General features: G+C 62.4%; 23 protein-coding genes. All 23 read left to right on the top strand.

The window, feature by feature from the left end; genetic code table 11:
• Positions 1–817, top strand: an 817-nt coding sequence (locus X773_RS46285) for an elongation factor Tu (RefSeq protein WP_023675142.1), incomplete at its 5' end; no start/stop codon positions are given.
• Positions 817–891 (top strand): hypothetical protein, encoded by a 75-nt coding sequence (locus X773_RS76250; protein ID WP_348625918.1) that lies wholly within the window; start codon positions 817–819, stop codon positions 889–891. The genes X773_RS46285 and X773_RS76250, both read left to right, overlap by 1 nt.
• A gap of 63 nt (positions 892–954) precedes the next feature.
• Positions 955–1263, top strand: coding sequence for a 30S ribosomal protein S10 (gene rpsJ / locus X773_RS46280; protein ID WP_006205468.1), 309 nt, complete (start codon positions 955–957; stop codon positions 1261–1263).
• 96 nt (positions 1264–1359) lie between these two features.
• Positions 1360–2088 carry a 50S ribosomal protein L3 gene (rplC, locus tag X773_RS46275; RefSeq protein ID WP_023675141.1) on the top strand — a complete coding sequence of 243 codons (729 nt, stop codon included), beginning with the start codon at positions 1360–1362 and terminating at the stop codon, positions 2086–2088.
• Positions 2088–2708, top strand: a complete 621-nt coding sequence (gene rplD, locus X773_RS46270; RefSeq protein WP_023675140.1) for a 50S ribosomal protein L4 — start codon at positions 2088–2090, stop codon at positions 2706–2708. The genes rplC and rplD overlap by 1 nt, the downstream gene beginning before the upstream one ends.
• On the top strand, positions 2705–2998 hold the full coding sequence (locus tag X773_RS46265; protein WP_023675139.1) for a 50S ribosomal protein L23: 294 nt from the start codon (positions 2705–2707) through the stop codon (positions 2996–2998). Before rplD ends, X773_RS46265 begins: the two co-directional genes overlap by 4 nt.
• 22 nt (positions 2999–3020) lie before the next feature.
• Positions 3021–3854, top strand: coding sequence for a 50S ribosomal protein L2 (gene rplB / locus X773_RS46260; protein WP_023675138.1), 834 nt, complete (start codon positions 3021–3023; stop codon positions 3852–3854).
• Positions 3855–3870: 16 nt separating this feature from the next.
• Positions 3871–4149: a 30S ribosomal protein S19 gene (gene rpsS, locus X773_RS46255; RefSeq protein ID WP_006205463.1), complete on the top strand. Its 279-nt coding sequence runs from the start codon at positions 3871–3873 to the stop codon at positions 4147–4149.
• 2 nt (positions 4150–4151) lie between these two features.
• Entirely contained in the window at positions 4152–4541 is a 390-nt protein-coding gene (gene rplV, locus X773_RS46250; protein ID WP_006205462.1) for a 50S ribosomal protein L22, read from the top strand.
• A complete protein-coding gene (rpsC, locus tag X773_RS46245) occupies positions 4541–5266 on the top strand; it encodes a 30S ribosomal protein S3 (protein ID WP_023675137.1) in 726 nt (241 codons plus the stop codon). The genes rplV and rpsC overlap by 1 nt, the downstream gene beginning before the upstream one ends.
• Positions 5267–5292: 26 nt before the next feature.
• Positions 5293–5706 (top strand): 50S ribosomal protein L16, encoded by a 414-nt coding sequence (rplP, locus tag X773_RS46240; protein WP_006205460.1) that lies wholly within the window; start codon positions 5293–5295, stop codon positions 5704–5706.
• 13 nt (positions 5707–5719) lie between these two features.
• Positions 5720–5920 carry a 50S ribosomal protein L29 gene (rpmC, locus tag X773_RS46235; RefSeq protein ID WP_006205459.1) on the top strand — a complete coding sequence of 67 codons (201 nt, stop codon included), beginning with the start codon at positions 5720–5722 and terminating at the stop codon, positions 5918–5920.
• An 11-nt stretch (positions 5921–5931) separates the two neighbouring features.
• The gene (gene rpsQ / locus X773_RS46230; RefSeq protein ID WP_023675136.1) at positions 5932–6171 is read left to right on the top strand and encodes a 30S ribosomal protein S17; all 240 of its coding nucleotides are present in this window, start codon (positions 5932–5934) and stop codon (positions 6169–6171) included.
• Between the two features lie 82 nt (positions 6172–6253).
• Entirely contained in the window at positions 6254–6622 is a 369-nt protein-coding gene (rplN, locus tag X773_RS46225) for a 50S ribosomal protein L14 (protein ID WP_006205457.1), read from the top strand.
• Positions 6623–6634: 12 nt separating this feature from the next.
• Complete coding sequence (gene rplX, locus X773_RS46220; RefSeq protein WP_023675135.1) at positions 6635–6949, top strand: 50S ribosomal protein L24; 315 nt, start codon at positions 6635–6637, stop codon at positions 6947–6949.
• Complete coding sequence (rplE, locus tag X773_RS46215; RefSeq protein ID WP_008875670.1) at positions 6942–7520, top strand: 50S ribosomal protein L5; 579 nt, start codon at positions 6942–6944, stop codon at positions 7518–7520. Before rplX ends, rplE begins: the two co-directional genes overlap by 8 nt.
• A 27-nt stretch (positions 7521–7547) precedes the next feature.
• The gene (gene rpsN / locus X773_RS46210; RefSeq protein ID WP_023675134.1) at positions 7548–7853 is read left to right on the top strand and encodes a 30S ribosomal protein S14; all 306 of its coding nucleotides are present in this window, start codon (positions 7548–7550) and stop codon (positions 7851–7853) included.
• 12 nt (positions 7854–7865) lie between these two features.
• Positions 7866–8264: a 30S ribosomal protein S8 gene (gene rpsH, locus X773_RS46205; RefSeq protein ID WP_006205453.1), complete on the top strand. Its 399-nt coding sequence runs from the start codon at positions 7866–7868 to the stop codon at positions 8262–8264.
• A gap of 89 nt (positions 8265–8353) precedes the next feature.
• A complete protein-coding gene (gene rplF, locus X773_RS46200; RefSeq protein WP_023675133.1) occupies positions 8354–8887 on the top strand; it encodes a 50S ribosomal protein L6 in 534 nt (177 codons plus the stop codon).
• A gap of 85 nt (positions 8888–8972) precedes the next feature.
• Positions 8973–9332 (top strand): 50S ribosomal protein L18, encoded by a 360-nt coding sequence (gene rplR, locus X773_RS46195; RefSeq protein WP_023675132.1) that lies wholly within the window; start codon positions 8973–8975, stop codon positions 9330–9332.
• A 154-nt stretch (positions 9333–9486) separates the two neighbouring features.
• Positions 9487–10050 (top strand): 30S ribosomal protein S5, encoded by a 564-nt coding sequence (rpsE, locus tag X773_RS46190; protein WP_006333394.1) that lies wholly within the window; start codon positions 9487–9489, stop codon positions 10048–10050.
• A gap of 24 nt (positions 10051–10074) precedes the next feature.
• Positions 10075–10272, top strand: a complete 198-nt coding sequence (gene rpmD, locus X773_RS46185; protein ID WP_006205449.1) for a 50S ribosomal protein L30 — start codon at positions 10075–10077, stop codon at positions 10270–10272.
• 22 nt (positions 10273–10294) lie between these two features.
• Positions 10295–10768, top strand: a complete 474-nt coding sequence (gene rplO / locus X773_RS46180; RefSeq protein ID WP_023675131.1) for a 50S ribosomal protein L15 — start codon at positions 10295–10297, stop codon at positions 10766–10768.
• Positions 10769–10923 lie beyond the last annotated feature (155 nt).

Below are 10923 nucleotides of genomic sequence, written 5' to 3'. Positions count from 1 at the left end.
GGTCGGCGTGCCCTCGATCGTGGTGTTCTTGAACAAGGTCGACCAGGTCGACGACGCCGAGCTGCTCGAGCTGGTTGAGCTCGAGGTGCGTGAGCTTTTGACCAAGAACGAGTTCCCCGGCGACGACATTCCGATCGTCAAGGGTTCGGCGCTTGCCGCACTTGAAGATTCCGACAAGAAGATCGGCGAGGACGCCATCCGCGAACTGATGGCTGCGGTCGATGCCTACATCCCGACGCCGGTGCGTCCGCTCGACAAGCCGTTCCTGATGCCGATCGAGGACGTGTTCTCGATCTCGGGCCGTGGCACGGTGGTGACCGGCCGCGTCGAGCGCGGCGTGGTCAAGGTCGGCGAGGAGCTGGAGATCGTCGGCATCCGTCCGACCACCAAGACGACCTGCACGGGCGTCGAGATGTTCCGCAAGCTGCTCGACCAGGGCCAGGCCGGCGACAACATCGGCGCGCTGTTGCGTGGTGTCGACCGTGAAGGCGTCGAGCGCGGCCAGGTCCTGGCCAAGCCCGGCACCGTCAAGCCGCACAAGAAGTTCGTTGCCGAAGCCTACATCCTGACCAAGGACGAGGGCGGCCGCCACACGCCGTTCTTCACCAACTACCGTCCGCAGTTCTATTTCCGCACGACGGACGTGACCGGCATCGTGTCGCTGCCGGAAGGCACCGAGATGGTGATGCCGGGCGACAACATCACCGTCGATGTCGAGCTGATCGTGCCGATCGCCATGGAAGAGAAGCTGCGCTTCGCCATCCGTGAAGGCGGCCGCACCGTCGGTGCCGGCATCGTCGTCACCATCAAAGAGTAATNAAGCTGCGCTTCGCCATCCGTGAAGGCGGCCGCACCGTCGGTGCCGGCATCGTCGTCACCATCAAAGAGTAATTTGGACTTAAACCGATCTGTCGCGGGCGCTGCCCGCGCCGCGCCAGAACAAGGAAGTGACGCATGAACGGACAGAATATCCGCATCCGCCTGAAGGCGTTTGATCACCGGGTGCTCGACGCCTCGACACGGGAAATCGTGTCGACCGCCAAGCGCACCGGCGCCAACGTCCGCGGCCCCATTCCGCTGCCGACGCGGATCGAAAAGTTCACGGTCAACCGGTCGCCTCACGTCGACAAGAAGAGCCGCGAGCAGTTCGAGATGCGCACGCACAAGCGTCTGCTCGACATCGTCGACCCGACCCCGCAGACGGTCGATGCTTTGATGAAGCTCGACCTGGCCGCCGGTGTCGACGTCGAGATCAAGCTCTAAGGAACCAGAGGTCAGCGGGGCGACCCGGAACTCTGAAGGAACAAGAGGCGTGGAGGGGCGACAGCCCCGACAGGGAACTCTAAAGGAATTGAACCGATGCGTTCAGGTGTGATTGCAAAGAAGGTGGGAATGACCCGCATCTACAACGATGCCGGGGAACATGTTCCCGTCACTGTTCTCCAGATGGAGAACTGCCAGGTCGTGGCGCAGCGCACGCAGGAGAAGAACGGCTATACCGCCGTCCAGCTCGGCGTTGGCCTTGCCAAGGTGAAGAACACGTCGAAGGCGATGCGCGGCCATTTCGCGACCGCTTCCGTCGAGCCCAAGGCCAAGGTTGCCGAGTTCCGCGTCTCCGCCGACAACATGATCGATGTTGGCGCCGAGATCACCGTCGAGCACTTCGTCGTCGGCCAGAAGGTCGATGTGACGGGGACCACGATCGGCAAGGGCTTCCAGGGCGTCATCAAGCGGCACCACATGGGTGGCGGCCGCGCGACGCACGGCAACTCGGTGTCGCACCGTACACACGGCTCGACCGGCCAGCGCCAGGATCCGGGCAAGGTGTTCAAGGGCAAGCATATGGCCGGCCACATGGGCGACACCCGCGTCACCACGCAGAATGTCGAGGTCGTCTCGACCGACGCCGATCGCGGCCTGATCCTGATCCGCGGTGCGGTCCCGGGTTCGAAGGGTGCATGGATCCTGGTCCGCGACGCGGCCAAGGTAGCGCTTCCGGCCAATGCGCCGAAGCCCGCCGCGATCCGCGCCGTTGCGACTGACGGTGCCGCCACGAACGAGGCGCCGGCCACAGAGGGAGCGGAATAATGGACCTCAAGATTACAACGCTTGGCGGCAAGGACGCCGGCAAGCTGAAGCTCTCCGAAGAGATTTTCGGCCTCGATCCGCGCGAGGACATCCTGCAGCGCGTCGTGCGCTGGCAGCTTGCCAAGAAGCAGCAGGGCACCCACAAGGCCAAGGGTCGCGCGGAAATCGCCCGCACCGGCGCCAAGATGTACAAGCAGAAGGGTACCGGCCGCGCCCGTCACCATTCGGCTCGCGCTCCGCAGTTCCGCGGCGGCGGCAAGGCCCATGGCCCGGTCGTTCGCAGCCACGAGCACGATCTGCCGAAGAAGGTGCGTGCACTCGGCCTCAAGCATGCGCTTTCGGCCAAGGCCAAGAGCGCGTCGATCATCATCATCGACGAGCTGAAGCTGACCGAGGCCAAGACCAAGGCGCTGATCGCGAATTTCGCGACGCTGGGCCTGAGCAACGCCCTGGTGATCGGCGGCGCCGAGCTTGACAAGAATTTCAAGCTGGCGGCGACCAACATCCCGAACATCGACGTGCTGCCCATCCAGGGCATCAACGTCTACGACATTCTGCGCCGCGGCACGCTGGTCCTTTCCAAGGCCGCCGTCGAGGCTCTCGAGGAGCGCTTCAAATGACCGACCTTCGTCATTACGACGTGATCGTCTCGCCGGCGATCACCGAAAAGTCGACCATGGCTTCCGAGCAGAACCAGGTCGTCTTCAATGTCGCCAAGAAGGCGTCGAAGCCGGAAATCAAGGCCGCCGTCGAAGCGCTGTTCGGCGTCAAGGTGATGGCCGTGAACACGCTTGTCCGCAAGGGCAAGATCAAGCGCTTCCGCGGCACGATCGGCCGCCAGAGCGACGTCAAGAAGGCGGTTGTGACGCTGGCCGAAGGCCAGTCGATCGACGTCGCGACGGGTCTCTGAGCAAGGTCGCGAGGACAGAACAATGGCACTGAAAAAATTCAACCCGGTAACGCCGAGCACCCGTCAGCTGGTCATCGTCGACCGCTCGGGCCTCTACAAGGGCAAGCCCGTCAAGGGCCTGACCGAAGGCCTGACCAAGTCGGGCGGCCGCAACAATTACGGCCGCATCACGGCCCGCTTCATCGGCGGCGGTCACAAGCGCACCTACCGTATCATCGACTTCAAGCGCCGCAAGTTCGACGTCGTCGGCACGGTCGAGCGTATCGAGTACGATCCGAACCGCACCGCCTTCATCGCGCTGATCAAGTATGACGATGGCGAGCTGTCCTACATCATCGCCCCGCAGCGTCTGGCTCCCGGCGACAAGATCGTGGCCGGTGAATCGGTCGACGTGAAGCCGGGCAACGCGATGCCGCTGGCTTCGATGCCGGTCGGCACGATCGTCCACAATATCGAGCTGAAGCCCGGCAAGGGCGCTCAGGTCGCCCGTTCGGCCGGCGGTTATGGCCAGCTCGTCGGCCGCGACCAGGGCATGGCGATCCTGCGCCTCAATTCGGGCGAGCAGCGTGTCGTCCACGGCTCCTGCATGGCCACTGTCGGCGCCGTGTCTAACCCGGACCACGGCAACATCAATGACGGCAAGGCAGGCCGCACGGTGTGGCGCGGCAAGCGTCCTCACAATCGCGGCGTGACCATGAACCCGGTCGACCATCCACATGGCGGCGGCGAAGGCCGCACCTCGGGTGGCCGCCATCCGGTTTCGCCCTGGGGCAAGCCGACCAAGGGCAAGAAGACGCGGTCCAACAAGGCGACCGACAAGTTCATCCTGCGCTCGCGCCATCAGCGCAAGAGCTAAGAAGAGGTAACGCCAAGTGACTCGTTCGATTTGGAAAGGCCCCTTCATCGACGGCTACCTTCTGAAGAAGGTGGACAAGGTTCGTGAAGGTGGTCGCAATGAGGTGATCAAGATGTGGAGCCGTCGCTCCACCATCCTGCCGCAGTTCGTCGGCTTCACCTTCGGTGTCTACAACGGCCAGAAGCACGTTCCCGTCTCGGTGAACGAGGACATGGTCGGTCACAAGTTCGGTGAATTCGCTCCGACCCGGACCTATTACGGTCACGGCGCGGATAAGAAGGCGAAGAGGAAATAATCATGGGCAAGGCCAAAGCTCCGCGCAGGCTTGCTGACAACGAAGCGCGCGCCGTGTTGCGCACGATCCGTATCAGCCCGCAGAAGCTGAACCTGGTTGCCGCGTTGATCCGCGGCAAGAAGGTCGCGACAGCGCTTTCCGACCTCGAATTCTCGGCCAAGCGGATTTCCGGCACGGTCAAGAAGACGCTGGAATCGGCGATCGCCAACGCGGAAAACAACCACGACCTCGACGTCGATGCGCTGATCGTGGCGGAAGCCTATGTCGGCAAGTCGATCGTCATGAAGCGGTTCCATGCCCGTGGCCGTGGTCGCGCCAGCCGTATCGAGAAGCCGTTCTCGCACCTCACGATCGTCGTTCGTGAAGTCGAAGAAAAAGGGGAGGCCGCATAATGGGCCAGAAAGTCAATCCGATCGGTCTGCGTCTCGGCATCAATCGCACCTGGGATTCGCGCTGGTTCGCGAACACCGGCGAGTACGGCAAGCTGCTGCACGAGGACATCAAGATCCGCAAATATCTTGAGAAGGAACTCAAGCAGGCTGCGATCTCGAAGGTCGTGATCGAGCGTCCGCACAAGAAGTGCCGCGTCACCATCCATGCGGCGCGTCCGGGCCTGATCATCGGCAAGAAGGGCGCCGACATCGAGAAGCTTCGCAAGAAGCTGATGGAGATGACCAAGTCCGAGACGCATCTGAACATCGTCGAAGTGCGCAAGCCGGAGATCGACGCGACCTTGGTCGCCCAGTCGATCGCCCAGCAGCTCGAGCGCCGCATCGCGTTCCGCCGCGCCATGAAGCGTGCCGTGCAGTCGGCGATGCGCCTCGGTGCCGAAGGCATCCGCATCAACTGCGCCGGCCGTCTCGGCGGCGCCGAGATCGCGCGCATGGAATGGTATCGTGAAGGCCGCGTGCCGCTGCATACGCTGCGTGCCGACGTCGACTACGGCACGGCCGAGGCGAATACGGCCTACGGCATCTGCGGCGTCAAGGTCTGGGTGTTCAAGGGCGAGATCCTCGAGCACGACCCGATGGCTTCGGAGCGCCGCGCCACCGAGGGCGATCATGCGCATGGCGGTGGTGGTGAGCGCGAACGCGGTCGCCGTCGCGAAAACGCGTAAGACATTAGGAATTTGGAGTTAGAACGATGCTGCAGCCAAAGCGCACAAAGTTCCGCAAGCAGTTCAAGGGCCGCATCCACGGTACCGCCAAGGGCGGCACCAACCTGGATTTCGGTGGTTTCGGGCTGAAGGCGCTTGAGCCGAACCGCGTCACCGCGCGTGAGATCGAGGCGGCCCGCCGCGCGATCACCCGCGAGATGAAGCGTGCCGGCCGCGTGTGGATCCGTATCTTCCCGGACGTGCCGGTGACGTCGAAGCCGACCGAAGTCCGTATGGGTAAGGGCAAGGGCGCGGTCGACTACTGGGCGGCACGCGTCAAGCCGGGCCGCATCATGTTCGAGATCGACGGCGTCAACGAGGAAACCGCCCGTGAGGCGCTGCGTCTCGGCGCGGCCAAGCTCTCGGTCAGGACGCGCTTCGTACAGCGCATCGCAGAATAAGGACGGGCTGATCATGAAAGCCGAAGACATCCGGACCAAGACCCAGGACCAGCTGACTGACGACCTGGCCAGCCTGAAGAAGGAGCAGTTCAACCTGCGCTTCCAGAAGGCCACCGGCCAGCTTGAGAAGACCGCGCGCGTGAGGCAGGTCCGCAAGGACATTGCGCGTATCAAGACCATCGCTGCGGAAAAGTCCGCGGCCAAGAAGGCTTAAGGACGAAAACCATGCCAAAGCGCATTCTGCAGGGCACCGTCGTCAGCGACAAGAACGAGAAGACGGTTGTCGTCAAGGTCGAACGGCGCTTCACGCATCCCGTGATGAAGAAGACCGTGCGCATGACCAAGAAGTACAAGGCGCACGACGAGAACAACGCCCACAAGGTCGGCGATCAGGTGTTCATCCAGGAATCGAAGCCGATTTCCAAGGACAAGCGCTGGGTCGTGGTGTCTTCGGACCAGGCCTGATCAGGGCCAACGAAACGAATTTTGGACAGACCGGGGAGGGGTGAGAGACCCGTCCCGTTAGAAAAGAAGAAGGCGGCCAGTCATGATTCAGATGCAAACAAACCTCGACGTCGCGGATAATTCCGGCGCCCGTCGTGTCATGTGCATCAAGGTGCTGGGCGGCTCGAAGCGGAAATACGCTTCCGTGGGCGACATCATCGTGGTGTCGATCAAGGAAGCCATCCCGCGCGGCCGCGTCAAGAAGGGCGATGTGATGAAGGCGGTCGTGGTACGCACGGCCAAGGACATCCGCCGCCCGGACGGCAGCGTGATCCGTTTCGACAAGAACGCAGCCGTTCTCGTCGACAACAAGAAAGAGCCGATCGGCACGCGTATCTTCGGACCGGTTCCGCGCGAACTCCGCGCCAAGAACCACATGAAGATCATCTCGCTCGCGCCTGAAGTGCTGTAAGGAGCCGGACCAATGCAGAAGATTAGAAAAGGCGACAAGGTCGTCGTGCTGGCCGGCAAGGACAAGGGCCGTTCGGGCGAAGTCCTCTCGGTACAGCCGAAGGACGACACCGCGCTGGTGCGCGGCGTCAACCTGATCCGTCGTCACCAGAAGCAGTCCCAGTCCCAAGAGGGCGGGATCATCACCAAGGAAGCGCCGATCCAGCTGTCGAACATCGCGCTGGCCGACCCCAAGGATGGCCAGCCGACCCGCGTCGGCTTCATCTTCCAGAAGGACGGCAAGAAGGTGCGCGTCGCCAAGCGCTCGGGAGAAGTCATCAATGGCTAAGGCTCAAACCAAGCAGGCAACTGCCCAGAACACGCCGCGCCTCAAGCAGGTCTACAACGAGACCATCCGCAAGGCGCTGCAGGAGCAGTTCGGCTACGAGAACGAGATGCAGGTTCCGCGCATCGACAAGATCGTGCTGAACATGGGCGTCGGCGAGGCGACTGGCGATTCGAAGAAGCCTTCGATCGCGGCGGAAGACCTTGCGATGATCGCCGGCCAGAAGGCCGTCGTCACGCGCGCCCGCAACTCGATCGCCGGCTTCAAGGTCCGCGAGAAGATGCCGATCGGCGCCAAGGTCACGCTGCGCAAGGAACGCATGTACGAGTTCCTCGACCGCCTCGTGAACATCGCACTGCCGCGCGTCCGCGACTTTCGCGGACTTAATCCGAAGAGCTTCGATGGCCGTGGCAACTATGCCATGGGCATCAAGGAACACATCGTGTTTCCGGAGATCAACTACGACAAGGTTGATCAGATCTGGGGCATGGACGTCATCGTTTGTACGACTGCGAAGACGGACGACGAAGCCAGGGCATTGCTCAAGGCCTTCAACTTCCCCTTCCGCCAGTAACGGCAGCGAGAAAAGGAAAAATCTGAAATGGCAAAGACCAGCTCAGTCGAGAAGAACAACAGGCGCCGCAAGCTTGCGGACCAGTTCGCTGCCAAGCGCAAGGTGCTCAAGGCGATCATCATGGATCAGTCCAAGCCGATGGAAGAGCGCTTCCGCGCCCAGCTGAAGCTTTCGGCGCTGCCGCGCAACTCGGCCAAGACCCGCATCCGCAACCGCTGCGAAGTCACCGGACGTCCGCGTGCCTATTATCGCAAGCTCAAAGTATCGCGTATCGCGCTTCGTGATCTCGGCAATAACGGCCAGATCCCGGGCCTGGTCAAGTCGAGCTGGTAAGGAGGACATAACATGTCATTGAGCGATCCTCTGGGCGATATGCTGACCCGCATCCGCAACGCGTATGGCCGCAAGAAGTCGAGCGTTTCGACGCCGGCCTCGCGCTTGCGTACCCGCGTCCTCGACGTGCTGAAGGCGGAAGGCTATATCCGCGACTACAGCCAGACCGACTTCGACAACGGCAAGTCCGAAATCGAGATCGAGCTGAAGTATTTCGATGGTGCGCCGGTGGTGCGCGAAATCGCTCGGGTCTCGAAGCCCGGCCGCCGCGTCTACGTTTCGGCCAAGTCGATACCGCACGTCGCCAACGGCCTCGGCATCGCCATCCTTTCGACGCCGAAGGGCGTGATGGCCGACCACGAAGCGCGTGAACAGAATGTCGGCGGGGAAATCCTCTGCCAGATCTTCTGATCTGGTATGTGACCCGGTTGGAAACAGGTTTTCGGGATCTAGTCCCGAAAGCCGAGACCTGAAACAAGAGAAGTGACGAGGACAACAAAATGTCTCGTATTGGAAAGAAACCCGTTTCGCTGCCGCAGGGCGTGACCGCGACCGTCAACGGCCAGACCGTGACGGCGAAGGGTCCGAAGGGCGAGCTGAAGTTCGTGGTGAACGACGAAGTGCTGGTCAAGATGGAAGGCAGCGAGATCGCTGTCCAGCCGCGCGACCAGACCAAGACTGCCCGTTCCAAGTGGGGCATGTCACGCACGCAGATCGTCAACATCCTGCAGGGCGTCAAGGACGGCTTCGAAAAGAAGCTCGAGATCACCGGCGTCGGCTATCGTGCCGCCATGCAAGGCAAGAACCTGCAGCTGGCGCTCGGCTTCAGCCATGACGTCGTCTACGAGACGCCGCAGGGCGTGACGATCTCGGTGCCGAAGCCGACGGAAATCACGGTGACCGGCATCGACAAGCAGCAGGTCGGCCAGGTCGCCGCCGAGATCCGCGAGTATCGTAGCCCCGAGCCCTACAAGGGGAAGGGCGTTCGCTATGCTGGCGAGAAGATCGTCCGCAAGGAAGGCAAGAAGAAGTAATTTTAACGCCGCGGGGAGCGGTCGCGGGAGGCTCGTCCTACCGCATATGGTTGCCCCCGTTTTTTGAAGGCAAGGAACTGATATCATGGGCTCGAAAGAATCCACCCAACGCCGCGCCCAGCGCGTCCGCCGCCAGATCAAGAAAGTTGCCGGCGATCGTCCGCGCTTGTCGGTCCATCGCACGTCGAAGAACATCTATGTCCAGGTGATCGACGACGCCAAGGGCCACACCATCGCGGCTGCTTCGACGCTCGAGAAGGAGCTCAAGGGCTCGCTCAAGACCGGCGCCGACACCGCGGCTGCAGCTGCCATCGGAAAGCTGATCGCCGAACGCGCCTCGAAGGCCGGCGTCAAGGAAGTCGTCTTCGACCGCGGCGCCTATATCTACCACGGCCGCGTCAAGGCGCTGGCCGAGGCTGCCCGTGAAGGTGGTCTGAGCTTCTAGAGCATGATCCCGAACCGAAGGTCAGCGCAGCAAAAAGTTGCAGACTTTTCGGATAAGATCATGCGAAGGAAAAAGAGTTTTCGCCCCCGGCGACCTGCAGAGGTGCCGGATATCATCATCAACCGTGCTTCCGGAAAAAAACAAGGAACAGGATATGGCACAGGAACGTAGGGATGGCGGCCGCGGCCGTGATCGCGAAGAGCGCGACGACGGCATGGTCGACAAGCTCGTCCACATCAACCGTGTCGCCAAAGTCGTCAAGGGCGGCCGGCGCTTCGGCTTTGCGGCACTTGTCGTCGTCGGCGACCAGAAGGGCCGCGTCGGCTTCGGCCACGGCAAGGCGCGCGAAGTGCCGGAGGCGATCCGCAAGGCGACCGAATCGGCCAAGCGCGACATGATCTTCGTGCCGCTGCGCTCAGGCCGCACGCTGCACCACGACGTCGAGGGACGCTGGGGCGCGGGACGCGTTCTGCTGCGCGCCGCCAAGCAAGGTACCGGCATCATCGCCGGCGGCCCGATGCGCGCCGTTTTCGAGACGCTCGGCATGCATGACGTGGTCGCCAAGTCGATGGGTTCTTCGAACCCCTACAACATGGTTCGCGCCACTTTCGACGCGCTGAAGAGCCAGATGCATCCGAAGGATGTGGCTGCCGCGCGCGGCATCAAGTATTCGACCCTTCAGGCCCGCCGCGGCACCGCCGTTGCGGCTGAAGAATAGTCGATGCTGACCAGGGATCTGACCATGGCCAAGAAAGCAACCAAGACCATCACCGTCGAGCAGATCGGTTCGCCGATCCGCCGGCCGAAGGAGCAGCGCGCAACGCTGGTCGGCCTCGGCCTCAACAAGATGCACAAGCAGCGCACGCTGGAGGATACGCCCTCGGTGCGCGGCATGATCGCTGCCGTCCAGCATCTCGTCCGCGTCGTGGACGAGGGCTGAACCAGAGCGCAGGAGAACCCAGATGAAACTCAACGATCTGCGTGACAAGGACGGCGCGACGCACTCCAAGAAGCGTCTCGGCCGTGGCATCGGTTCCGGTTCGGGCAAGACCGCCGGTCGCGGCGTCAAGGGCCAGAAGGCGCGCTCCGGCGTCGCCGTCAACGGCTTCGAGGGTGGCCAGATGCCGCTCTACCGCCGCCTGCCGAAGCGCGGTTTCAACAATATCTTCGCCAAGAGCTTCACCGTCGTGTCGCTGGCCCGCATCCAGGCCGCGCTCGATGCCAAAAAGCTCGATGCTAAGACAGTTGTAACGGCCGAGGCGCTGGTTGCGGCCGGCGTCATCCGTCGCGTCAAGGACGGCGTGCGCATCCTCTCGGACGGCGACATCAAGGCCAAGCTTGCCTTCGACGTTGCCGGTGCTTCCAAGGCCGCGATCGAGAAGATCGAAAAGGCCGGCGGCTCGGTGAAGTTGCCTGAGCAGGCAGCCGCCGAGTAACGGCAATTTGAAGCACGGTCGGCAAAGGTGGAATTCGGTTTTGCCTGCGGTCGTGCTTTGATCCGACAGATGTGGCGGCCGCATCAACGCGGCCGCTTGCATGTTTGCAGTCCGGAGCTTATCTCGTGAGCTTCGGTGACACGCGCCGCCTGAGC

This window comes from Mesorhizobium sp. LSJC280B00, assembly GCF_000502835.1.
In the GTDB taxonomy this organism is placed as follows: domain Bacteria; phylum Pseudomonadota; class Alphaproteobacteria; order Rhizobiales; family Rhizobiaceae; genus Mesorhizobium.
Note: the sequence above shows the minus strand (reverse complement) of the source record. Positions and strands in the feature narration are given on the sequence as shown.